Origin of the sequence: Neoroseomonas terrae (assembly GCF_018129025.1) — a bacterium.
GTDB classification, from domain to species: Bacteria; Pseudomonadota; Alphaproteobacteria; order Acetobacterales; family Acetobacteraceae; genus Neoroseomonas; species Neoroseomonas terrae.
The window spans coordinates 1-20,552 of record NZ_JAAEDI010000034.1; the positions used below are offsets into that span (position 1 = coordinate 1).

The window sequence follows — 20,552 nt, forward strand, 5'->3', positions numbered from 1 at the left end:
GCCCGTCGGCATCGCCCCGGCGCCCGGCGCGTCGGCGGCGCCGGCCGCGCCGCCGCGGCCGCTCGGCACGATTGCCGCGCAGCCGCGCTTCATCGCCGCCGTCGTCTCCGGCATGGTGGCCTTTGGCACGATGTCCTTCCTGATGAGCGCCTCGCCCCTTGCCATCGTCGCCTGTGGCCTGCCGGATGTGGAGGCGCACTGGGTCATTTCCCTGCACGTGCTGGGCATGTTCGTGCCGGCCTTCTTTACCGGCCACCTCATCACGCGCTTCGGCACGACGCCGGTGATGTTCGCCGGCATTCTCCTTCTCGGTCTCGGTGTCGCTGCCGGCGTGGCGGGGCTGGACGCCTGGAACTTCCGCATCGCCCTGACGCTGAACGGCGTGGGCTGGAACTTCCTGTTCGTCGGCGCGACGACGCTGGTGACCACCTGCTACCGGGCGAATGAGCGGGGGAAGGTGCAGGCGCTGAACGACTTCCTGGTTTTCGGGACGACCGCCACCGCGTCCTTCCTGGCGGGGTTCCTGCTGGAACGGATGGGCTGGTTCGCGCTGAACGCCTTCGCGGTGGTGCTGCTGGTGGTGGCGCTGGGATCGGTGGCGTGGCTGTGGGCGCAGGAGAAGCGGGTGGCGCAGGCGGTGTGACAGGGCAGCCGGACGAAGGTGAGCGCTGGCTCAGCCCCAACCCGCGGATCGATCCCGGACGCGGCACGCGGCGCGACCTGCCACTTCCAAAACGCCCGCCAGGCCCAACGCCAAGTGAAGGTTTCCAAAGGCCCTTCGGCCTTTGGCGGGGAGAGTCCGAGAGGGGCAGAGCCCCTCTCGGTTCCGCCCGTGACAAGCCGCGGCTATCACGGACCACACCCCCGGAGCCTGCCGCCCCATGACCGACCTTGCCCGCCGCCGCGACATCATGACGTCCATCGCCGTCGACGCCGCCGCCCTTGCTGCGCGGCTGCGGGTGGAGGGCGGCGGCATCGGCACTCTCAAGAGCGCGCAGAACTTCGTCACCGAGGCGGACACCGCCACCGAGCGCTTCATTCGTGAGCGGCTTGGGCAGGACTTCCCCGGCGAGGCGATCCTCGGCGAGGAGATGGGCGGCGCGACGGATGGTGCCGGTCCGCTCTGGGTGCTGGACCCCATCGACGGCACATCGAATTTCGCGCGCGGCGGGGACCGCTGGTGCGTGTCGATCGGCCTCGTGATGCAGGGAAGGGCGGTGGCCGGCGCCGTGGCCCGTCATGCGCCGGCGGAGGTCTTCGCCGCCGCCGAGGGCATGGGCGCTACGCTGAACGGCGCGCCCATGCGGGCCGCGCCCACCACGGACATCCGCCGCGCGACTGTCGAATGTGGCTGGTCGATGCGGTTGCCGATCGCGGAATACCACCGCATGGCCATGGCGGTCAGCGCGCTTGGCGCCGGGGTGCGGACGGGCGGGTCGGGCACGCTGGGGCTCGTGGAGAGCGCGGCGGGCCGGCTCGATGCGTATCTCGAGCGGCACATCAACAGCTGGGATGCGGCAGCGGCGATCGTCATCGCGCGGGAGGCCGGCTGCTGGACCAACGCCTTCGATAGTGGCGACTGGCTGGCGGGCGGCAACCCGATCGGTGTCGGCGCACCGGCACTGGGCGACCGGCTGGCGGTCGTGCTGGCCGGGTGACGGCGGCAGTCAGACCCCAGGCGGTCGGGCGGCGCCAGGGTCGAAGGGCACCAGCCCCAGTTCCAGGCTGCGGGCGATGCGCCGCGCGCGATCGATCATGTGCGCCGCGCCCTCGGCGGTGAATTGCGCCTCTGCGATCGCCTCGAACAGTGCGAGCCAACGCGAGAAGTGGTCGGAGGTCAGGGTGAGGCGGGCATGCGCGCGCATCGGCTGGCCATGGTACTCGCCCGTCATCAGCGCGACCGAGCACCAGAACCGGGTGATAGCCGCGATATGCGCCTCCCAGTCCGGTACGGTGACGAAGGCGGAGGCGAGCAGCGGATCGACCCGCGCCGCGCCGTAGAAGGCGCGCAGGAAGCGACCGATCGTCTCCGGCGTCAGGCCGGTGCGGGCCGAGACCTCGGCCGTCAGGGCGGCGCGGCGTTCGGGGCCTTCGGGAATGGGCGGGGAGGGCTGCACGATGGCGATGACATGCGCGATTATTGTGGTATCGTCAATACCACTTTCGAACGGAACCCGTCCTTGCGCCTTCTGGCTGCCACCGATGTCGCCTTGCGCGTGCTGATGCGCCTCGGAGCCGAACCCGCCCGCCGGCAGGCGGTCGAGACGCTGGCCCGGTCGGTCGGCGTGCCGCGCAACCATGTCCACAAGATCGTGCAGGATCTCGCGGCGGCGGGACTGGTGCAGACGCGGCGCGGCGCGGGCGGGGGCGTCGAGCTGGCGGTACCGCCCGCCGCGCTCCGGCTCGGCACGGTGGTGCGGCGTTTCGAGGCCGGGCAGGCCCTGGTCGAATGCTTCCGCCCCGATGGCGGCGCCTGCTGCCTCTCGCCCGATTGCCTGCTGCGCGGCGTGCTGTGGCGGGCGCGGGAGGCGTTCCTCGCGCAGATGGACGCGACCACGCTCGCCGATTGCCTGGCGCCGCCTGCCCCCTGATCGCACCGCGTGCTATCGCGCGTGCCGAGGCAGGAGGAACGCATGGCTGCAGCATTCGCAGGCAAGGTCGCGCTGGTCACGGGCGCGGGGAAGAACATCGGGCGCGCCATCGCGCTGACGCTCGCGCGGGACGGCGCGACGGTGGTGGTGAATGGCCGGTCCGACGCCGCGGCGATCGAGGCCGTGGCGCAGGAGATCCGCGACGCCGGCGGCAAAGCCGCCGCGCTGCTCGCCGATGTCTCGCAGGAAGGCGCGGTGACGGAGATGGCGGCCGAAATCGCACGCCAATTCGGCGGCGCCGACATCCTGGTCTGCAACGCCGGCCTGCGTCGGCAGACGGCGTTCCTCGACATGTCGCTGGCCGAGTGGCGCGAGATCCTCTCGGTCGCGCTCGATGGTGCCTTCATCCTCTCGCGGGCCTTCCTGCCGCAGATGGTCGGGCGCGGCGGCGGCTCGATCATCGCGCTGTCGGGCATCTCGACCCATGTCGGCACGCCGAATCGCGCGCATGTTTCGGCATCGAAGTCGGGGCTCGAGGGGCTGATGCGTGCGCTGGCCGTGGAGTTCGGCCCCCAGGGCGTTCGCGCGAACTGCGTCGCCCCGGGCGCGGTGGACACGACGCGCGGTGCGAGCGCGGGCGCGATGCCGAACAGCCTCGGCCGCGACCAGGGCATCCCGCAGCGCCGCAAGGCGTCCGTGCAGGAGATCGCCGACGTGGTGCGTCTGCTGGCAGGCCCGGAAGGCGGCTACATCACCGGCCAGACCATCCATGTGAATGGCGGCGCCTTCCTGACGTGACGGGGCTGGCCTAGGCTTCCTCCCAACCAACGGAGGAAACCATGGTCATCTCGCGCCGCGGCGTCATGCTGGGTGCGGCGGGCACGATGCTCGCGGCGCCTGCGCTCTCTCAATCGGGCTATCCCGACAAGCCGATCCGCCTCGTCGTGCCCTATGGCGGCGGCGGGCAGACCGACATCGTCTCCCGCGTCACGGCTGAGGCGATGTCGCAGCGCCTCGGCCAGCCGGTCGTAGCCGATAACCGGCCGGGCGGAGCGGGCAACATGGCAGCCGAGGCGGTCGCCCGGGCGGCGCCCGACGGCTACACCGTGCTGGTCGCGACCATGGGGACCAACAGCGGGCTGAACGCGCTGCTGTACCGCTCGGTCGGCTACGATGCGGCGCGCGACTTCACCGGGGTCGGCATGTTCTGCACGACATCAAACCTGCTGGTCGTGCACAACTCCATCCCCGGGCGGAACTTCGCGGAGGTCGTCGCCTGGATCCGCGCGAACCCCGGCAAGTTCAACTACGCCTCGGCCGGCGTCGGCGCGATCACGCACATCATCATGGAGGATATCGGGGAGAGGCTGAACCTCGACATGGTGCACGTGCCGTATCGCCAGACAACGAACGCGATGACCGACCTCATGGCCGGTCGTGTCCATGCGCGCTGCCTCGGCCTGCCGGAAGGCGACCCGCTGCGCACGGTGAACACGGTGCGTCCGATCGCGGTCACCACCCCTGCGCCCCGCCCCGAATGGCCGGGAGTGGGCACGGTGGGGGAGGTGATCACGGGCTTCGAGGCCTCGACCTATTTCGGCCTGGCCGTGCCGTCGCGCACGCCGCCCGAGATCGTCACGCGGCTGAATACCGCCCTGCAGGGCGCGCTGCGGGACCCGGAGGTGCGGGCCGCCTATGTCCGCGTCGGCGCCGACCCGGCCGACCCGCACACGCCCGACGTCTTCGCCGAGCGCGCGAAGCGCGACAATGAACGCTGGGCGCCGCTGATCCGCCGGCTGAGCCTCGTGGCGGAGTAGCCGCGGGCGGCGTGATTGATACTGCGTTTCGCTTGCAATATAGCGGGCCGGCCGGAGCCTCCTGTCCGAAAGGATGCCCATGTCCATGCCGCCCAACGCGCCCGTTTCGCGCCGTCGCTTGCTGCTGTCCGGCCTCGCGCTGACGGCGGCGGCCGGCCTGCCGCGGCCCTCCCTGGGCGCCGACCCGATCACGGCGACCGACCTCGCGGGCCGCACGATCACGCTGCGGGCCCCGGCGCGGAAGGTGATCCTGGGCGAAGGCCGGCTGATGTACGGCTTCAGCACGCTGGTGCCGCGCAGCCCCTTCGAGCGCGTGGTCGGCTGGGCCGACGACATGATCATGTTCGACCCGGGCACCTGGCGGAAATATCGTGCCGCCTGCCCGCAGGCCGAGCGCCTGCCGCGCTTCTCCAACGCGGTGAACGCGGATTTCAGCACCGAGCAGGCGATCTCCCTCGACCCGGACCTGGTGATCTTCCCGCTATCCGCCCATCAGCGGCTGGAGGCGACGAACACCTACGACAAGCTCGCCCGTGCCGGCATCCCGACGGCGGTCGTGGATTTTCGCGAACAGCCCTCCCAGAACACCTCCCCGAGCATCGAGGTGCTGGGGCGGTTGCTCGGCCTTGATGCCGAGGCGCGCGGCTTCAACGACTACTTCCTGCGCGAGACGCGCCGCGTCTCCTCCCGCGTGTGGAACCTGCCGGCGAACCGCCGCATCACGGTGCTGATGGAACGCGCGGCCGGCTACGATCCCAACAGTTGCTGCCAGACCTTCGGCAACGCCAATCTGGGCGTGACCCTGCAGGAAGCCGGCGGCATCAACTGGGGCGCGGGACGATTCCCCGGCCTCGGCGGCAATGTGAACCCGGAGACGATCTTCACCGACGACCCCGAGGTGATCATCGGCACCGGCGCCGACTGGTCGGAATCCGTGCAGGGATCGCGCGGCGTGCCGTTCGGCTACGAGGCGACGCCCGAGCGCGTGCAGGCCGCGATCCGCGCGCTGGCCGAGCGGCCGGGCTGGCCGTCCCTGCGCGCGGTGAAGACCAAGCGGTTCTATTCGATCTACCACCAGTTCTACACATCGCCGGCGCATCTCGTGGCGCTGCAGGTCTTCGCGAAGTGGCTGTATCCGCAGCAATTCGCGGATGTCGACCCCGACGCCACCTGGCGCGTCTATCACGAACGCTTCTCGCCCATCCCGCTGACCGGCGTGTTCTGGGCGCAGCTGGCGTGAGCGCAGCCGCCTCGGCGGCCGGTGACGCCGCGCGCGGCGCCGGACGGCTGGCGCTGCGGCGGAGCGCGCTGCTCGCCGCGGGCGCCATCGCCGTGATGGTGCTGTTCATCACCGATCTCGGCACCGGGCCCGGCGCGCTGTCCTACGGCGACATCATCGGCGCGCTCCTCTCGCCCGAGGCCGCATCCCCCCGCCACGCCGTGATCGTGTGGGACATCCGCCTGCCCGTCGCGCTGCTCGCGGTCGTGGTCGGCGGCATGCTCGGCCTTGCGGGGGCCGAGATGCAGACGATCCTCGACAATCCGCTCGCCGACCCCTTCACGTTGGGGCTGTCCTCGGCGGCGGGCGTGGGCGCCTCCGTCGCGATCGTCACCGGCATGTCGGTGCTGCCGGCCGCGGGGCCGACGCTTGTCACGGTGAATGCCTTCGCCTTCGCCTTCGGCGCCGCCATGCTGGTGCATGTCTTCACCCTGGCGCGGGGCGCGACCTCCGAGACGATGATCCTGTTCGGCATCGCGCTGATGTTCACCTTCAACGCGCTGCTCGCCCTGCTGCAGTACCGCGCGTCGGAAACGCAGCTCGTGCAGATCGTTTTCTGGATGATGGGGTCGCTGCAACGCGCGAGCCTGGAGAAGATCGGCATCGCCGCCGGCGTGCTGGCCATCGCCTCCCTGCTGCTGTGGCGCCGCCGCTGGGCGCTGACCGCGATGCGCTTCGGAGACGACCGCGCGGCGAGCCTCGGCGTCGATCCGCGCCGGTTGCGGCTGGAGGTGCTGGTGATCGTCGCCCTGCTGTCCGCCACCGCCGTATCCTTCGTCGGCGTGGTCGGCTTCGTCGGGCTGGTCGGGCCGCATGTCGCACGACTGCTGGTGGGGGAGGACCAGCGGTGGTTCGCGCCGCTATCCATGTTGTCGGGGGCCGCGATGCTGTCCGCGACCTCGATCGTGTCGAAGGCGCTGTCGCCCGGCATCATCTACCCGATCGGCATCATCACCGCGCTGGTCGGCGTGCCGTTCTTCCTCTCGCTGGTGATGACGCGCCGGAGCCCGGTGCGATGACGCGGCTGGCGATTGAGGGCCTGTCCGTCGCCTATGGCCGCCGCCCCGTGCTGCGCGACGTCACCGTGCCGGCGCTGCTGCCCGGCACCGTCACGGCGCTGCTGGGGCCGAACGCCTCGGGCAAATCCACCCTGCTGCGCAGCATCGCCGGGCTCAAGCGGCCGAATGCCGGGCGCATCCTGCTGGACGGCAAGCCGATCGAGGGCACCACGCTGGCCGAGCGCACGCGCCTCGTCCGCTACGTGCCGCAGGTCTATGCCTCCGCCGCGCGCCTGACGGTGTTCGACGCGGTGCTGGTGGCCGCGCGCGCCGCCGGCGCGTCGGGCGGCGCCGGCACGGTGGCGGCGCGCGTCGAGGCCATCCTGGCCCGCACGCGCATCGCGCATCTGGCCCAGCGGATGATCAGCGACCTCAGCGGCGGGCAGCAGCAGCTCGTCGCGCTGGCGCAAGGGCTCGTGCAGCCAGCGCCGGTGCTCCTGTTCGACGAACCGACCAGCGCCCTCGATCTCCGCCACCAGCTGGAGGCGCTCGCCCTGTTGCGCGGGGTGGCGCTGACCGACGGCCGGGTCGCGGTCGTGGCGCTGCACGACCTGTCGCTCGCTGCGCGCCACGCCGACCGCGTGCTGCTGATGAGCCAGGGCCAGGTCGTCGCGGACGGCACGCCGGGCGAGGTGTTCTCCGATCCGGTCTGCGGGCGGACCTACGGCGTCGATCTCGTCGCCGAGACGTCGCGGCGGGGCACGCTGATGATCGATGCCGCGTTGCCATGAGCGCGGCCGGGAATTTCGATCTCAAGGAAGAGATCCGCGACTACTGGTCCCGCCGCGCCCCCGGCTTCGATGCGGCGCCGGGTCACCGGATCGACGAGGCCGACCTTGGTGGCTGGCAGCGGCTGATCACGGACGGCCTCGGCCCGCTCGCCGGGCGCAGCGTGCTCGACCTCGCCTGCGGCACGGGCGAGGTCAGCCGCGCGCTGCTCGGCCTCGGGGCCACGGTCACCGGGGTGGATTTTTCCGAGACGATGCTGCGCCTCGCGCGGGCCAAGCTCGCCGGCCAGCCCTGGCAGGGGCGCCTCGCGGATGCGGAAACGCTGGCCGGCCTCCCCGACGCCAGCTTCGACGGCGCGGTGACGCGCCACCTGGTCTGGACGCTGACGGACCCCGCGGCGGCCTTCGCCGCCTGGCGGCGCGTGCTCAAGCCCGGTTCGCGGCTGCTGGTGGTGGATGGCGACTGGGTGCGGGAATCCCGGCGCGGCGCGCTGTTGCGCCGGATCGCCGCGATGCTCGGCGGCCGCGGTGGTTCGCCGGTGGACGGTGACACCCACCGGCAGATCCTGGCCCGCGTGCCCTACCACGACGGGCTTACCCGCGAACGGCTGACCGCAGACCTGCTGCGCGCCGGCTTCACCGATCCACGGCCGCATGGCGTGGGCCGGATCTACCTGCGCGGGCTTCGCGGTGCATCGCTGGCCGATCGCCTGCGGTTGCTGGCACCGACGCGGTTCGCGGTATCGGTGGCGGCCGGGTGAGGCACGCGCCCGGCGGCGGTGCGGCCCGGACGCCACCCTGCCTTCACCGCCGGGCCCGGTAGGCCCTGAAGATCCCGAGCTGAACGTCGCACGAGACTGAGGTGAACCCCGCCTCCGACAACGCCCCCTCGATGGCGGCGGGCGGCACGCAGGCGTCGATCGTGTCCCAGAAGTAGCGCATCATCATCTGCGCTTCCTGCCCGCCCCCCAGCAACCGCGACACGGCCGGAACCACGCTGCCGAGGTAGAACCGCAGCGCCGCCCCGCCGGCGCGGCTGCGCGGATGGTCGATCTCCAACAGCAGCACGCTGCCGCCCGGGCGCAGCACGCGACGGAACTCGCGGAAGGTGCCGGTCAGGTCGGGCACATGACGCAGCGCATAGCCCATGCTCAGCAGGTCGATGCTGGAGTCGGCGAGGGGGATGGCCTCGGCACGGGCCTGGATTAACGGAATCGGCAGGCTGGCCCCCGCTTCCCGCAGCATGCCGGCGCTGAGGTCGACCCCGATGACATCCTGCGGCCGGCCGAGGATCCTGACGGCCTCCCGCGCGACCAGCCCCGTGCCTATCGCGACGTCGAGCACGCGCTGGCCGGGCTTGAGGCCGCTGCGCTGCAGCGCCGCCCGACGGTAGCGCGCCCCGGAGCCGAAGGAGCAGAGCGCATTGACTTGGTCGTAGGCCGGTGCGCCGCGGTCGAACAGCGCGCGCACGAAGTCGTCCCGGTCGCTCGCATGACGGTAGTACTGGTCGAGCGGTGGATGGGGCGGCAAGTCGTTCATCGTGATCGCGGATCCTCGTCCTGCAGGGGCGGGGAGTCGCCCCGCCGACCGCGGAGGGTACGCGCGGCGGCCGCCGGTGGAGTCGCGGCAGCGCATTGGTAGCAGCCGAACCGCAGATCCTGGTGGTATCGCCGGAAGAAGGTGTCCGCAAGGACGAAGCCCGTGGCAACGACATGCCCGCGATGGCGTCGCGCCACCAGCGGCGGCGGCGCGATGACGCGGCCCTCGTCGGGGAGGCACCACGGCGACGCCCGCCGGACCAATACGGCCGGCGGGCGGTATCGGGCGCGCCTCCCGATCAGATGATCGGCTGGCCGTAGTAGTCGTAGACGCTCCGGCCGTAGCCCGGCCGATCCCACGGCGTCTCGTCCACGCGATAGTGCGGAGCGTTCTCGAGCTGCTCGCGCGTGATCGATGTCGTGTAGCCCGCGAGATCGATGTCGTAGGTCAGGCTGTTCCAGGGCAGCGGGTAGTAGTCATCCCCGATGCCAAGGAAGCCGCCGAAGCTCACGACGGCGTAGGACACCCGGCCAGACACCTTGTCGACCATCAACGTGTAGATCGAGCCGATCTTCTTGCGATCCGCGCCATAGACGCTGGTGCCCTCGACCTTGTCCGACGAGATCAGCTGCTGCGTCTCGTTCAATGCGACGCCCTTGCCTGCCATGCGATCCGACATTGTGCCCTCCATCATTGCCTCGGAGACGCATTAACCGGTTCAAGGCGTGCAGGTTGCAGGCCCGGCCCGCCACGCGTCACTCGGCGGAGCGAGGTTCCGCGCGTGCGAAAGCCTGCCGCGTCCGTCCTGCTGCCTTGTTGAGCAGGGCCTCGAGGTCAGGGGGAAGCGGCTCGTCCGCGACGTCGCCGTACTCGGCCTTGACCGCTTGGCGAAGCCACGTCTGAAACGCCCGATCAGCGATGGACGGCTGCTTGGGCGATGAGGGCTGCTTCAGCCTCTCCTGCTGCGTGTTGTCGTCGGATGATCTCATTACCTGGCCTGCAATTCTGTCCTGTCGTCGTGAAGGCCCCTCGTCGGAGGAACGACGACTTCGGAGACCCGTTGCTTCACAGGCGCGCCAGAATCGCATTCGGCATCTACTGATGCCTTCTCGCCACGTCGTTGCCTTCGCCCCCCGGTCAGCCCCGGAAGCCCCGCGATATCCCCCGCGGCGCTCGCTCAGTCCGCTTCGCCGTCGTTCGGACTGGCGGCCACCGGCTGCAGGCATACCTCAGCGATGCGGGTGAGCGCCTTGGCGAACGCGTGGTGAAATTCCGGGTCGCTGCCGCGTAGAATGTTGGTCTCGGCTGTCGCGGCAACCTCGCGCAGCTGGGTGGCGGTCCACCCGCGCGGCAGAACGCCTTCCCGTTCCAAATGTGCCGTCAGCCGCGTCAGCAGCGTCACGGAAACCATCCCCAGGATCTTCGCGTCGATCTTTTCCATGTGCCCCTCGGCCGTCCTGTGTGCAGAGACATCGGCCTGCCTCCGACGTTACTTCGGCTTGCGCGACGCCGCCACAATGCCCGGCCGCTTCCGGCTTTAGGGCGGTGTCGCGCGCCGCCCACGGAACCGAGGACGCAGCCCCGCGTTGCAACAGGCAGATCCGCTTCTGGATCCGGAGGGAGAACGCTATGACCCATTCATCCATACGTCGCGCGCTGCTGACCGCCGCCATCGTCAGCCTTCCGGGCCTGGCTTTGGCGCAAGCGCCCTCGACCACGACCCCCGCGGCGCCGTCCGTCGCCGCGCCTCCGAGCACCACGGTGACCACCCCGACGCCAGCGGCCACCGCCCGCCGGGCGAGCCAGATCATCGGAGCCAACATCATCAACGAGGAGAACCGGAACGTCGGCGAAGTGCATGATCTGATGGTCGACGCGGCGGGGGGCGCGACGATCGCCGTCCTGTCGGTCGGCGGGTTCCTCGGCATGGGCGAGCGCTATATCGCCATCCCGCTCAGCGACCTCCGCTGGAACGGCGAGCGCGAGCGCTGGATGCTGCCCGGCGCGACCGTGGATAGCCTGAAGGCGCGGCCGGCGTTCACATACCCCGAGCGTCGCTGATCGTGAGGAGGTGCGGCGCCGGTCCATGGCCGGCGCCGTGCTCCTTTACGCCCGTGAAGGCCCGCCCTGGGTTGAGCCCTGGGCGCCAGCGGACTGCTGGGCCTCCGCTCCGCTTGTGCTCAGGCGCACCGTGTCACCATCGACCGAGGCGACGGAGCTGATGGGAAGGTAGCGGTGCCCGCCCTGCGAAGAACCGGCCATCGTCTGAGACGCGCCGGCCATGTTCTGCGAGGCGGTCGGATTGTCGCTACGCGTAAGCTTGATTCGGTCTCCCTCGACCTGGTCAACGGTGCCCACATGCGTGCCGTCAGCCGCTACGACAGACATCCGTTCGCGAATCTTTTCGGCCATATTGTTCATGGAGCGCTCCTCATGTTGGCGGGCGCGGCTCCAACTTTGCGTTGGGAGCGCCCGTCGGCGTTGCTAGGGCTGGCCGAGTGCCCTTGGCGACCGTGAGGAGCGCAGCGCGCGGCGAACGCTTCATCTCGACAGCCATCCAGGCCCGGACCGGAACCTAAACGAGGCGCGTGGTGGCAAGTTTTCGGTGGGGCCGGCTCGTCATGGATTTTCGTGTGACGGCGGCCTGTGGTCGCTCGGCGCGGCGCGCGAGATCACGACCTGCCCCAGCGAATGGAAGTGGTGTCCCCGGCGAGATTCGAACTCACGGCCCCAGGATTAGGAATCCTGTGCTCTATCCTGCTGAGCTACGGGGACCCACCGCGCGCCTCATACCACGGCCTCAGCGCCGCCGGAACCGTTCCACAGCGCCGACCAGCGCCGTGCGCACGCCGGGTTCCAGCGCCGAATGGCCGGCATCCGGCACGACCGTCAGCCGCGCGCCCGGCCAGGCCGCGGCCAGTTCGAACGCCGTCTCGGGCGGGCACACCATGTCGTAGCGGCCCTGTACGATCTCCGCCGGAATGCCCGACAGCCGCCTGATTCGGCCCAGAAGCCCTTCTTCCGCCAGGAACAGGTCATGCGCGAAGTAGTGCGCCTCGATCCGTGCCAGCCCCAGCGCCGTGCGATCCTGCGCGAAGCTCGCGACCGTCTCGGGGGAGGGCAGGAGGGTCGAGCACGATCCCTCATACTGGCTCCAGGCCCGCGCCGCCGGCAGATGGACTGCCGGGTCCGGATCGCACAGCCGCTTCAGATAGGACCCCAACAGGTCGCCGCGCTCGGCCTCCGGCAGATGCTCGACGAAGGACGCCCAGGCATCGGGGAAGACTCGCCTCAGCCCGTAGAGGAACCAGTCGACCTCCGCCTTGCGGCCCAGGAAGACGCCGCGCAGCACGCAGCCCACCACCTTGTCCGGATGTTCCTGGGCATAGGCCAGCGCCAGCGTCGACCCCCAGGACCCGCCGAACAACAGCCACCGGTCGATGCCGAGGAAGCGACGCAGCAGCTCGATATCCGACACCAGATGCGGCGTGGTGTTTTCCCGCAATTCGCCGAGGGGGCGCGAGCGCCCCGCGCCGCGCTGGTCGAAGATCACGACGCGCCAGTGCCCGGGGTCGAAGAAGCGCCGATGCACCGCGCCCGCACCCGCTCCCGGCCCGCCATGCAGGAACAGCACCGGCTGCCCGCGCGGGTTGCCCACCTGCTCCCAATACATGACGTGTCCGCCGGATAGCGGCAGCAGGCCGGTCTCATAGGGAGCGATGTCGGGGAAAAGGTCGCCGCGGGGCATGGCGCAGATGTGCCGAAGCCGGCGCCGTCGCGCAATGGTGCAACGTTGTCCGGATCACGTCGCCCCGGCGCGATGCGATACCGGCCCCGAGCGATCTGGTTTATGATGACGCTTCCATGGCCGAGAAGCCCTCCGCACCGCCCCGTTCTGCCGCCGCTGGTCAGGTCGCCTGCGGCGTCTGTGGGCGCGAAAGCCGGCAGCCACCCTTCAGCTCGCCCTTGCCTGAACAGGCACCCGACCTCGACCTGCGGCCGGGGGAGCCGGTGCGCTCGACCATGCTCCGCTGGCTTCAGCAGTGCCCGCATTGCCACTACACGGCGCCGGCCATCGCGCGGGCGCATCCTGGCGCCGCCGCGGCGGTCTCAGCTGCGCCCTTCCGCGCGCTTATTCAAGATTCCACCCATCCGCCGCTCGCCCGTCGCTTCCTCGCCTGGGGCCATGTTCTGGAGGAGACCGGAGCGCTCCATGCGGCCGCCGAGGCGACGCTGCAGGCAGCGTGGGTGGCCGATGATCTTGGCCGCCCGGACCTGGCCCAGGCATGGCGCCAGGATGCGGTGGCGCTGTGGCGGAGCGGGCCGCCTCTCGACGCCGAGCAGACCGTCCGCGTCGTCGATGCCCTGCGCCGCGCGGAAGCGTGGGACGATGCCGACGCGACGGCCTCGGAACTTATCCAGCTTTCTCCGTCTGAAGCCGTGAGCCACGTCATCGCGCTGGAGCGGCGCCTCGTGGCGGCACGCGATGCCGGGCGGCACACGGTGGCGAGCGCCCTTCCACCGCCGGCCCGCCGCCCGCACGCCACGCATCGGCGGCGGGACCCAGCGTCGGGCGGGGGCATGTTCGGGTGGTTGCGGCGGTTGTTCGGGAAGGGGTGACTGCGCCGGGCCGCGCCGGCACCAGCAGCCACGCGCTTCCGCGTCACGCGACCGGTCCCACGTTGCTCGCATGCCACTCAACGCCGGGGCCGTGCCTGACGCGCGCTTGCCTTGACCTGACCCTGTGTTTTCGAGATCGCGTACCCGGCACGTTCCCATGACAGGCGCTCTTGTAGGCCGTCCGGTACCATGTGATGTTATGGTATAACATCTCAGGTCTTGCCCGTCGTGAACCGCCGTTTGTTCCTCGCCCTCCCGGCCGCGCTCGCGGCTCGCCCGGGGGCTGCCCAGGCCAACCGCCTGCCCGTCGTGGCGTCCTTCTCCATCCTGGGCGACATGGTCGCGCAGATCGGCGGCGAGCGTATCGCGCTGCGCGTCATCGCTGGCCCCGACGTCGATACGCACGGCTTCCAGCCACGCCCGTCGGATGTCGCGACGTTGCGCGACGCGAAACTCGTCGTCCGCAATGGGCTGGGGTTCGATGGTTGGATGGACCGCCTGGTCGGTGCGGCCGGCTTCCGTGGCACCATGGTCACCGCGACGGAGGGCATCACGCCGCGCGCCATGGCCGGGCACAGCCACGGCCATGACCATGGCGCCGCCGGCCGCCGCCGGTCGCACAGCGTCGCCCCCGCGAGCGTGCCCGACCCGCATGCGTGGCAGGATCTCCGGCTCGCCCAGATCTATCTGCGCAACATCACCGCTGCGCTGGTCGCCGCCGACCCGGCGGGGGAAGCGGCCTACCGCCGCAACGCCGAGACCTACGCTGCCCGCCTGACGGCCCTCGACGCCTGGGTCCGCGCGCAGGTTGCGACGGTGCCGGAACCGCGCCGCCGCGCCGTCACCAGCCATGACGCCTTCGGCTACTTCGGTGCCGCCTACGGCATCACCTTCCTTGCCCCCCAGGGCGTCTCGACGGAGGCCGAACCATCCGCCGCCGAGGTCGCCCGCCTGATCCGCCAGATCCGCGACCAGCGCATCACCGCCGTCTTCATGGAGAACATGACGAACCCCGCGATGATCCGCCGCGTGGCTGCCGAGGCCAATGTGCAGGTCGGCGGCCGCCTGTATGTGGATGCGCTCTCGGCCCCCGGCGGCCCGGCCGCGACCTATGAGGCGATGTTCCGCCACAATGTGGGCCTGCTGGTGCCTGCGATGCGCGGAGGCCCGGCGTGAGGCGCGCATCGGCCGTCGCCGCATTCCTTGCCGTCACGCTGCCCGCCACGGCGCAGGACGCCGCGACGCTGACCCGGCCGCTGCCGGAAGTGCCTGCGCCGGCCGCCGGCGTGCGCTTCCCGCAATTCAACGTCGAGATCGACATGAGCATGATCGGCGTCAGCACGACCAGCGCCAGTGATCACGCACGCACCGGCAGCTCGGTCTTCCTGTTCGGGGAGGTCGCGATGGGTCTCGCTCTGACCGAGAACTTCTCGATCCAGGGCGTGCTGGCGACCGAGCCAGTCGGAGAGGGCGATTCGACCGGCGGCTTTCCCGATGGCGGCGTCATCGGCTTCCGCCGGCAGGCGATCTTCCTCGAACAACTCTATGCGGAGTTCAAGCCGGCCGACACGCTGGTGCTACAGGGCGGCATCCTCGTCGCGCCCTTCGGCCGGGGGTACCACGACTTCCCTGGCATCCTCACGGCGGTCCGCGCGCATGAGGTCTATCTGGTGGACCAGTCGCTCGGTGCCGCCGCCACCTGGACCTGGCTGTCCGATCCGCGCTTCGGCGAGCACGACGTCTCGGCCGCGGTCTTCACGCTGGATCGCACCTTCCTGACCGGCACCTACGTCACCTCGCGCCGCTGCTGCTCGGAACGCTACGAGCGCTACAACCGCAACACCGCGGCGCAGGGCGGGCCGGGCAACAACGGCACCTTCAACAACGGCGTGCTCGCGCTGGATGGCGACCGCATCCCGTTCCTGCCGGGCTTCTCCTACCACCTCGCGGTGATGTCGTTGGCGCCGGGCTCGGACGGCACGGCGCGCGAATGGGGCTACGCCGCCGGCATCCGCTATGAGCATCGCTGGGACCGCGACCAGGCGACGCTGCTGTTCGCCGAGGGCGTGCAGTTCCGCAACGCCGGCGGCCGGCCGCGCATCGAGATCGAGACGAGCTCGATCGACGCCGACACCGGCGAGGAGGTCGCCGGCAGCGAGGAGACGACGCTGAGCGAGCGCACGACCTTCACCACGCTCGGCATTCAGCACCGCATGGGTCCCTGGCGCGCCACCGCCGCCTGGCAGCAGCTCCGCCGCAAGCGCAGCGTTGACCCGGTGCCCGCGGAGAACTGGTACGAAGTTTCCGTCGGCCGTGAGATCGGCGCGGGCTTCAGTGCCGATCTCGGCTACCAATATGCGCGCTATGTCGATGAGGAAGGCGGCGGACGCGGCACGGCGCATTCGATCCTTGCCCGGCTGCGTTACACAGGCGGCTTCTGAGGGCATGCTGGGGCCCATGGGGCCGGAGACACCACTTCATTGGCTGTTGCCGGGCGACGTCCCAACGGCGCGCGCGGCGCAGGCCGAAATGGCCGCGCACGTCGTCACGACGGATGCGCTGCCCCCGCGGCCGCTGCGTCTCGGCGGCGCCGATGTGTCGAACACCCGCTTCGACCCGACGAAGCGCGTCCATGCGGCGGTGGTGACGATCGACGCGGCGACGGATGAAGTGCTGGCCGCCGCCACGGAAACGCGCATCGCCGACTTTCCCTATGTCCCCGGCTATCTCGGCTTCCGCGAGGTGCCAGCGCTCGTCGCCGCCTGGTCGCGCCTCACGCTGAAGCCGGACGTCGTGCTGATGGATGGGCAGGGCATGGCGCATCCGCGCGGCTTCGGCGTCGCATGTCATTTAGGCGTGGTGCTGGGCGTGCCGACCATCGGCGTCGCCAAGTCGCTGCTGGTCGGCACTGGAGAGCCGGGGCCGGAACCCGGCGACACCGCACCGCTGCTGTGGAAGGGGCAGTGCATTGGCACGGCGCTTCGCACGCGGCGCGGCGCCAGGCCGCTCTACGTCTCGGTGGGCCATCGCGTCTCCCTGCCCACCGCCGTGGCCCTGGTGCTGGCCGCGACACGCGGCCGACGTCTCGCGGCGCCGATCCGCGCGGCGCATGACGCGGCAAACGATGCCCGGCGCGCCGCCGCGTCAGCGCCGTGACGTTTCGCGACAGCCACTTCCGGCAGGTGGTGATCTGCTCTACCTGACCCTCGGACTTCAACAACGATCACCCGGGGAAACGCAGTCCATGACCAAGTACGAGGCGCCACGCCGCGCGCTGACCCGCCGTGCCGCGATCACTCTCGGCGCCGGCCTGCCGATGCTGTCCCGCGGGGCTGCCGCGCAGGCCCTGCCGAACCGCCCGATGCGCATCATCGTACCGTACACGCCGGGCGGCACGACGGACATCGCGACGCGCCTCGTCGCCGAGCCGCTGTCCCGCGCGATCGGCCAGCCCGTCGTCGTCGAGAACCGTCCCGGCGCCAATTCCATCGTCGGCGCGGCCGCGGCTGCCACCGCCGCGCCGGATGGCACGACGCTCGTGATGGTGCTGCCCGCCCATGCCGCGAACGCCACGCTGCAGGCGGGTAAGATGCCGTTCAATGCCCTCGACTCCTTCTCCCCCGTCAGCCTCGTCGTGCAGTCGCCGCTGATCATGGCCGGCTCCAAGCACATCAACGCCGAGGATCTGCAGGGCTACATCGCCTACATCCGCGCGAACCCCGGCAAGGTGAACTATGGGTCGAGCGGCATCGGCGCGACGGCGCATCTCGCCATGGAGCAGCTCCGCCTGAAGCTCGGACTGACGATGGAGCACGTGCCCTATCGCGGCACGCAGCCGGCACTCCAGGACCTGATGGTCGGCAATATCGGCTGGATGTTCGACACGTACTCCTCCTTCCAGGCGCAGTTCGAGGGCGGCACGATCCGCCCGCTCGCCATCGCGAGCCCGACCCGGGCCGCCTTCATTCCCAACCTGCCGACGGTGATGGAAGCCGGCGTGCCCGACTTCGCGGCGAGCACCTGGTGCATGCTGCTGGCCCCGGCCGGGACGCCGGATGCGATCACGGCGCGGTTGGCGCAGGAGGTCCGCACCATCGTGCAGGAACCGGCGATGGCGCGGCGGCTGCAGGATATCGGTTTCGTCGTCGAAGGCCGCCCACCGGCGGAGACAGGGGCGTTCCTGCGTGCGGAGATCGACCGCTGGGGTGAGGTGATCCGGACGGCGAATATTCGGGTGGAGTGACGGCGCATGGCGAGGAGGCTGCCGCTCTCCGAGGCTCACCTCGCTACGGGCCGAAGGGCCTCCCTGATTGCTCCGATACTTCCGCTGTCAGCGTTGGAGGGGCTTTGCCCCTCCAGGCCACCCCAGCAAAGGCCGAAAGGCCTTTGCAAACCTCTACTTGGCGCTGTGCGTCATGGGGAGGAGCCGGGCCGAAACTCGCTCTTGCGCGCGAGACGCCTGGAAGGAGCAACAAGCCTGCCATGCTCGGCAACAACAGATTGCGGTCCAGGATGCCCAGCATCCTGGCGGGGTGGTTCGGAGGGGCAGAGCCCCTCCGATCTCCGCTGCCAGGAGTAGCCAACTCATCAGGAGGGCCTCTGGTGGGGTGAGGTCCGGGGAAGGGCAACGCACCGCCTCGGCCGCTCTGCGTCACCGCGCCCGAGGATGCGCCTTCTTCCATGTGGCGAGCAGCCCGGCGGCGTCCACAGCCGTATATCGCTGCGTCGTCGACAGGCTGGCATGCCCCAGCAGTTCCTGGATCGACCGCAGATCCGCCCCCGCGCCCAGCAGGTGTGTCGCGAAGGAATGCCGAAGCGCGTGTGGCGTCGCATGTTCGGGCAGGCCGGCGAACCGACGGAACTCGCGCAGCGATTTCTGCGCGACGGCCGGGTCGAGCCGCGCGCCGCGCGCGCCGAGGAACAGCGGCTCGTCTGCATCGCCCGCCCCGCGCTCGCGCAGGTAGGTTGCGACCGCCGCACGGACGGCCGGCAGCACCGGCACCAGCCGTTCCTTCGAACCCTTGCCGACGACGCGCAGCGCCGCCTCGTTGCCCGGCAGCGGCGCGTCGCGGAGGTTCAGCGCGAGCGCCTCGGCGATGCGCAGCCCGGCGCCGTACAGCAGCGCGAACAGTGCCGTGTCGCGCGCCGCCTGCATCGCGGGCTTCTCGTGCCGACCAAGGCTGTGCACCTCCCCGACCTCCCGTGCCACGGCGCGGGCCTGGTCCGGCGTCAGCGCGCGCGGGATGGGCTGCTTTGGCCGTGGTCCGCGGATGACGCCGAGCGGCAGCGCCGCCATGCCGTGATGCCGTGTCAGGTGGCGCATGAAGCCGCGAACGGCTGAGAGGCGCCGTGCGCGTGTGGCGGCGGAATCGCCTGCCGCGGCGCGTTCCGCGAGGAAGCTGCGCAAGTCCGCTGGCCGGAGCGCGCCGAGCGCGGGAAGGTCGGGTTCGCCGCCGAGATGCTGCGTCAGGAAGCCGAGGAAGCCGGCGACATCCGCGCCGTAGGCATCGAGCGTATGACCGCTGGCCCGCCGTTCCCGCGCCAGCCAGTCGAGCCAGGCGAGGCGCGCCTGTTCTCCTGTCACCGCGACAGGGCGGCGGCGACGGCGCGGCCGAGAAAGGCGAGCAGCGCGACGGTCTGGCGCGCCGGCAATGCGCCCGGGTCGCGCGCGCCGACCGCGATCAGCGCCGGCGGGCCGATCGCCAGCGGTACGCGCGCCAGCGCGTCGCGGACGACCAGCGGCGCCGCCTCGGCATGCAGCAATTCGATGTCGGTCGGCGCGTTCCGCACCACCGCGTCGCGGCCATGGCCGACCAGCCGTACGACGGCGCCGCGCGGCAGGCGCAGCATGCCCGCCGGCGTCACGGCCGGGCCAGTGCCCGGCTCGATCCCTACGGTGCAGGTCTCGACGCCGAGCAGTGCGGGGACCTCCTGCGTCACGGCCTCCATCACGTCATGCGCGCGCATCAGCGCGAGCACGGCGAGGCGGACGCGAAGGGCGAGACCGGCACCCGCCCGTCCGGCCTCGATCGCTTCACGGACCTCGGCTTCCATGGCGCGCGCGCGGTTGCGTTCGGCGGCAAGCATGGCCGCCATATGGTCGGCGAAGGATTCGCCGTGCAGGCGCCGGGGCGGCACCAGCACGCGATAGATATCCGGTCTTTCTGATAGGAAGCCGGGATGGGCACGCAGGAAGGCCTCGACCTCCTCCGCCTGGATATCCGTGGGAGGAACAGCCGAGGCAGGGAGGTGACCGCTCATAGGATTGATTGTCCTGTTTTCTGCCAGTCGGCCAGGAAGGCCTCGAGGCCACGATCGGTCAGCGGGTGCTTCAGCAGCATCCGGATGACCGACGGCGGAAGGGTTGCAACATCGGCACCGAGCTTGGCGGATTCGATCAGGTGGATCGGGTGGCGGACCGAGGCCACGAGCACTTCGGTCTTCAGGCCGGGATAGTTGCGGTAGATCTGGACGATGTCCGCGATCAGCCGCATGCCGTCGGTCGAGATGTCATCGAGCCGGCCGACGAAGGGGGAGATGAAGGTGGCGCCCGCCTTGGCCGCCAGCAGCGCCTGGGCAGGGGAGAAGCAGAGCGTGACGTTGACCATCGCACCTTCGGAGGACAGCGTGCGGCATGCAACGAGACCCGCTTCCGTCAGCGGCACCTTCACGCACACATTCGGCGCGATGGCACGCAGCACCCGGCCTTCGGCGAGCATGCCGGCGGCGTCGGTCGCGGTAACCTCGGCGCTGACGGGGCCGGGCGTGATGGCACAGATCTCCGCGATGACTGTCTTCATGTCGCGACCGGACTTCGCGATCAGCGACGGATTGGTGGTGACACCGTCGACGAGGCCGGCCTCGGCCAGAGATCGTATGTCGGCGACCTCGGCGGTATCGACGAAGAACTTCATACTGGA

General features: G+C 70.5%; 24 protein-coding genes and 1 tRNA gene. 15 read left to right on the forward strand and 10 right to left on the reverse strand.

Going from position 1 to position 20,552, the window contains the following annotated elements; all coding sequences use genetic code 11:
- Together GXW78_RS24200 and GXW78_RS24205 are read left to right on the forward strand one after the other, a co-directional pair.
- On the forward strand, window positions 1-643 hold a 643-nt coding region (locus tag GXW78_RS24200), incomplete at its 5' end, for an MFS transporter (RefSeq protein ID WP_211871483.1).
- 238 nt (window positions 644-881) lie between these two features.
- Window positions 882-1,658 (forward strand): inositol monophosphatase family protein, encoded by a 777-nt coding sequence (locus tag GXW78_RS24205; protein ID WP_211871484.1) that lies wholly within the window; start codon window positions 882-884, stop codon window positions 1,656-1,658.
- Between the two features lie 9 nt (window positions 1,659-1,667).
- On the opposite strand, the gene GXW78_RS24210 is transcribed toward GXW78_RS24205, so the two are convergent.
- Window positions 1,668-2,117: a group III truncated hemoglobin gene (locus GXW78_RS24210; RefSeq protein ID WP_338147835.1), complete on the reverse strand. Its 450-nt coding sequence runs from the start codon at window positions 2,115-2,117 to the stop codon at window positions 1,668-1,670.
- Window positions 2,118-2,180: 63 nt separating this feature from the next.
- On the opposite strand from GXW78_RS24210, the gene GXW78_RS24215 reads away from it, so the two are divergent.
- From GXW78_RS24215 to GXW78_RS24245, 7 genes are all read left to right on the forward strand, one after another.
- On the forward strand, window positions 2,181-2,591 hold the full coding sequence (locus GXW78_RS24215) for an RrF2 family transcriptional regulator (protein WP_246522593.1): 411 nt from the start codon (window positions 2,181-2,183) through the stop codon (window positions 2,589-2,591).
- Window positions 2,592-2,633: 42 nt separating this feature from the next.
- Window positions 2,634-3,389: an SDR family NAD(P)-dependent oxidoreductase gene (locus tag GXW78_RS24220; RefSeq protein ID WP_211871486.1), complete on the forward strand. Its 756-nt coding sequence runs from the start codon at window positions 2,634-2,636 to the stop codon at window positions 3,387-3,389.
- 41 nt (window positions 3,390-3,430) lie between these two features.
- Window positions 3,431-4,408 (forward strand): Bug family tripartite tricarboxylate transporter substrate binding protein, encoded by a 978-nt coding sequence (locus tag GXW78_RS24225; RefSeq protein ID WP_211871487.1) that lies wholly within the window; start codon window positions 3,431-3,433, stop codon window positions 4,406-4,408.
- A gap of 79 nt (window positions 4,409-4,487) precedes the next feature.
- Window positions 4,488-5,648, forward strand: coding sequence for an ABC transporter substrate-binding protein (locus GXW78_RS24230; protein ID WP_211871488.1), 1,161 nt, complete (start codon window positions 4,488-4,490; stop codon window positions 5,646-5,648).
- Complete coding sequence (locus tag GXW78_RS24235) at window positions 5,645-6,706, forward strand: FecCD family ABC transporter permease (RefSeq protein WP_338147836.1); 1,062 nt, start codon at window positions 5,645-5,647, stop codon at window positions 6,704-6,706. Before GXW78_RS24230 ends, GXW78_RS24235 begins: the two co-directional genes overlap by 4 nt.
- Entirely contained in the window at window positions 6,703-7,476 is a 774-nt protein-coding gene (locus tag GXW78_RS24240; RefSeq protein ID WP_211871489.1) for an ABC transporter ATP-binding protein, read from the forward strand. Before GXW78_RS24235 ends, GXW78_RS24240 begins: the two co-directional genes overlap by 4 nt.
- A complete protein-coding gene (locus tag GXW78_RS24245) occupies window positions 7,473-8,234 on the forward strand; it encodes a class I SAM-dependent methyltransferase (protein WP_211871490.1) in 762 nt (253 codons plus the stop codon). Before GXW78_RS24240 ends, GXW78_RS24245 begins: the two co-directional genes overlap by 4 nt.
- Before the next feature lie 43 nt (window positions 8,235-8,277).
- Here the strand turns inward: GXW78_RS24245 and GXW78_RS24250 are convergent, their stop codons facing one another.
- The 3 genes from GXW78_RS24250 to GXW78_RS24260 all read right to left on the reverse strand — a co-directional run bounded on the left by GXW78_RS24250 (window position 8,278) and on the right by GXW78_RS24260 (window position 10,453).
- A complete protein-coding gene (locus GXW78_RS24250) occupies window positions 8,278-9,012 on the reverse strand; it encodes a class I SAM-dependent methyltransferase (protein ID WP_211871491.1) in 735 nt (244 codons plus the stop codon).
- Window positions 9,013-9,310: 298 nt separating this feature from the next.
- A complete protein-coding gene (locus tag GXW78_RS24255) occupies window positions 9,311-9,691 on the reverse strand; it encodes a PRC-barrel domain-containing protein (protein ID WP_246522594.1) in 381 nt (126 codons plus the stop codon).
- A 498-nt stretch (window positions 9,692-10,189) separates the two neighbouring features.
- A complete protein-coding gene (locus tag GXW78_RS24260; RefSeq protein WP_211871492.1) occupies window positions 10,190-10,453 on the reverse strand; it encodes a hypothetical protein in 264 nt (87 codons plus the stop codon).
- A 188-nt stretch (window positions 10,454-10,641) separates the two neighbouring features.
- On the opposite strand from GXW78_RS24260, the gene GXW78_RS24265 reads away from it, so the two are divergent.
- Entirely contained in the window at window positions 10,642-11,073 is a 432-nt protein-coding gene (locus tag GXW78_RS24265) for a PRC-barrel domain-containing protein (protein ID WP_211871493.1), read from the forward strand.
- 45 nt (window positions 11,074-11,118) lie between these two features.
- Here GXW78_RS24265 and GXW78_RS24270 read toward each other — a convergent pair whose 3' ends face one another.
- From GXW78_RS24270 to pip, 3 genes are all read right to left on the reverse strand, one after another.
- Window positions 11,119-11,433 carry a DUF2171 domain-containing protein gene (locus tag GXW78_RS24270; RefSeq protein ID WP_211871494.1) on the reverse strand — a complete coding sequence of 105 codons (315 nt, stop codon included), beginning with the start codon at window positions 11,431-11,433 and terminating at the stop codon, window positions 11,119-11,121.
- 277 nt (window positions 11,434-11,710) lie between these two features.
- A tRNA-Arg gene (locus tag GXW78_RS24275) sits at window positions 11,711-11,787 on the reverse strand.
- Between the two features lie 25 nt (window positions 11,788-11,812).
- Window positions 11,813-12,760 (reverse strand): prolyl aminopeptidase, encoded by a 948-nt coding sequence (pip, locus tag GXW78_RS24280; RefSeq protein ID WP_211871495.1) that lies wholly within the window; start codon window positions 12,758-12,760, stop codon window positions 11,813-11,815.
- A gap of 116 nt (window positions 12,761-12,876) precedes the next feature.
- Between pip and GXW78_RS24285 the strand changes: the two genes are divergently transcribed.
- The 5 genes from GXW78_RS24285 (at window position 12,877) to GXW78_RS24305 (ending at window position 17,875) form a co-directional block, all read left to right on the forward strand.
- Window positions 12,877-13,632: a hypothetical protein gene (locus GXW78_RS24285; protein WP_211871496.1), complete on the forward strand. Its 756-nt coding sequence runs from the start codon at window positions 12,877-12,879 to the stop codon at window positions 13,630-13,632.
- Between the two features lie 228 nt (window positions 13,633-13,860).
- On the forward strand, window positions 13,861-14,808 hold the full coding sequence (locus tag GXW78_RS24290; RefSeq protein WP_211871497.1) for a metal ABC transporter substrate-binding protein: 948 nt from the start codon (window positions 13,861-13,863) through the stop codon (window positions 14,806-14,808).
- Complete coding sequence (locus GXW78_RS24295) at window positions 14,805-16,073, forward strand: hypothetical protein (RefSeq protein ID WP_211871498.1); 1,269 nt, start codon at window positions 14,805-14,807, stop codon at window positions 16,071-16,073. Before GXW78_RS24290 ends, GXW78_RS24295 begins: the two co-directional genes overlap by 4 nt.
- 4 nt (window positions 16,074-16,077) lie before the next feature.
- Window positions 16,078-16,788 carry an endonuclease V gene (locus GXW78_RS24300; protein ID WP_246522595.1) on the forward strand — a complete coding sequence of 237 codons (711 nt, stop codon included), beginning with the start codon at window positions 16,078-16,080 and terminating at the stop codon, window positions 16,786-16,788.
- Between the two features lie 88 nt (window positions 16,789-16,876).
- On the forward strand, window positions 16,877-17,875 hold the full coding sequence (locus GXW78_RS24305; protein WP_211871499.1) for a Bug family tripartite tricarboxylate transporter substrate binding protein: 999 nt from the start codon (window positions 16,877-16,879) through the stop codon (window positions 17,873-17,875).
- Between the two features lie 408 nt (window positions 17,876-18,283).
- On the opposite strand, the gene GXW78_RS24310 is transcribed toward GXW78_RS24305, so the two are convergent.
- The 3 genes from GXW78_RS24310 to fsa are packed head-to-tail and all read right to left on the reverse strand — an operon-like array spanning window position 18,284 to window position 20,546.
- Window positions 18,284-19,216, reverse strand: coding sequence for a tyrosine recombinase XerC (locus GXW78_RS24310; protein WP_211871500.1), 933 nt, complete (start codon window positions 19,214-19,216; stop codon window positions 18,284-18,286).
- Window positions 19,213-19,893: a GAF domain-containing protein gene (locus GXW78_RS24315; RefSeq protein ID WP_211871501.1), complete on the reverse strand. Its 681-nt coding sequence runs from the start codon at window positions 19,891-19,893 to the stop codon at window positions 19,213-19,215. Before GXW78_RS24315 ends, GXW78_RS24310 begins: the two co-directional genes overlap by 4 nt.
- Window positions 19,890-20,546: a fructose-6-phosphate aldolase gene (gene fsa / locus GXW78_RS24320; protein ID WP_211871502.1), complete on the reverse strand. Its 657-nt coding sequence runs from the start codon at window positions 20,544-20,546 to the stop codon at window positions 19,890-19,892. Before fsa ends, GXW78_RS24315 begins: the two co-directional genes overlap by 4 nt.
- Window positions 20,547-20,552 lie beyond the last annotated feature (6 nt).

Bases quoted from the DNA above. Each gene is read 5' to 3' on its own strand.
- GXW78_RS24300 (WP_246522595.1), top strand. From the start codon at position 16,078: ATGCTGGGGCCCATGGGGCCGGAGACACCACTTCATTGGCTGTTGCCG.
- GXW78_RS24225 (WP_211871487.1), top strand. From the start codon at position 3,431: ATGGTCATCTCGCGCCGCGGCGTCATGCTGGGTGCGGCGGGCACGATG.
- GXW78_RS24305 (WP_211871499.1), top strand. From the start codon at position 16,877: ATGACCAAGTACGAGGCGCCACGCCGCGCGCTGACCCGCCGTGCCGCG.
- GXW78_RS24230 (WP_211871488.1), top strand. From the start codon at position 4,488: ATGTCCATGCCGCCCAACGCGCCCGTTTCGCGCCGTCGCTTGCTGCTG.
- GXW78_RS24250 (WP_211871491.1), bottom strand. From the start codon at position 9,012: ATGAACGACTTGCCGCCCCATCCACCGCTCGACCAGTACTACCGTCAT.
- GXW78_RS24220 (WP_211871486.1), top strand. From the start codon at position 2,634: ATGGCTGCAGCATTCGCAGGCAAGGTCGCGCTGGTCACGGGCGCGGGG.
- GXW78_RS24240 (WP_211871489.1), top strand. From the start codon at position 6,703: ATGACGCGGCTGGCGATTGAGGGCCTGTCCGTCGCCTATGGCCGCCGC.
- GXW78_RS24315 (WP_211871501.1), bottom strand. From the start codon at position 19,893: ATGAGCGGTCACCTCCCTGCCTCGGCTGTTCCTCCCACGGATATCCAG.
- pip (WP_211871495.1), bottom strand. From the start codon at position 12,760: ATGCCCCGCGGCGACCTTTTCCCCGACATCGCTCCCTATGAGACCGGC.
- GXW78_RS24245 (WP_211871490.1), top strand. From the start codon at position 7,473: ATGAGCGCGGCCGGGAATTTCGATCTCAAGGAAGAGATCCGCGACTAC.
- GXW78_RS24285 (WP_211871496.1), top strand. From the start codon at position 12,877: ATGGCCGAGAAGCCCTCCGCACCGCCCCGTTCTGCCGCCGCTGGTCAG.
- GXW78_RS24260 (WP_211871492.1), bottom strand. From the start codon at position 10,453: ATGGAAAAGATCGACGCGAAGATCCTGGGGATGGTTTCCGTGACGCTG.
- GXW78_RS24255 (WP_246522594.1), bottom strand. From the start codon at position 9,691: ATGTCGGATCGCATGGCAGGCAAGGGCGTCGCATTGAACGAGACGCAG.
- fsa (WP_211871502.1), bottom strand. From the start codon at position 20,546: ATGAAGTTCTTCGTCGATACCGCCGAGGTCGCCGACATACGATCTCTG.
- GXW78_RS24205 (WP_211871484.1), top strand. From the start codon at position 882: ATGACCGACCTTGCCCGCCGCCGCGACATCATGACGTCCATCGCCGTC.
- GXW78_RS24270 (WP_211871494.1), bottom strand. From the start codon at position 11,433: ATGAACAATATGGCCGAAAAGATTCGCGAACGGATGTCTGTCGTAGCG.
- GXW78_RS24265 (WP_211871493.1), top strand. From the start codon at position 10,642: ATGACCCATTCATCCATACGTCGCGCGCTGCTGACCGCCGCCATCGTC.